1 protein-coding gene is annotated in these 330 nt (G+C 69.7%); it reads left to right on the forward strand.

Annotated elements, in window-relative coordinates; all coding sequences use genetic code 11:
* Positions 1–273 (forward strand): lipoyl protein ligase domain-containing protein (locus tag D9V41_RS17140; RefSeq protein WP_424922814.1); only part of this gene is annotated, 273 nt, incomplete at its 5' end.
* Positions 274–330: the final 57 nt, after the last annotated feature.

Raw genomic sequence — 330 nt, forward strand, 5'->3', positions numbered from 1 at the left:
CGGGGCGTCACGATGCACGGGTTCAGCCTCAACTGCGACGTCGACCTCGGCTGGTACGACCGGTTCGTCCCCTGCGGGATCGCCGACGCCGGTGTCACCACCCTGTCGGCCGAGCTCGGCCGGACGGTCACGGTACCCGAGGCCGCTCCCGCGGTGGCCCGGCACCTCACGGACCTCCTGTCCTGGAAGCCGTACGACCCCAGTCCGGACATCGACCGCACCGCCCATGTCGGCCTCTCGGTCGGCTCGGTGAAGCTCCCGGTGCAGGGGTAGGCTGACCACGATGACTATCGCACCCGAAGGCCGTAAGATGCTGCGCCTCGAAGTCCG

It is taken from the genome of Aeromicrobium phragmitis (genome assembly GCF_003674095.1).
GTDB classification, from domain to species: domain Bacteria; phylum Actinomycetota; class Actinomycetes; order Propionibacteriales; family Nocardioidaceae; genus Aeromicrobium; species Aeromicrobium phragmitis.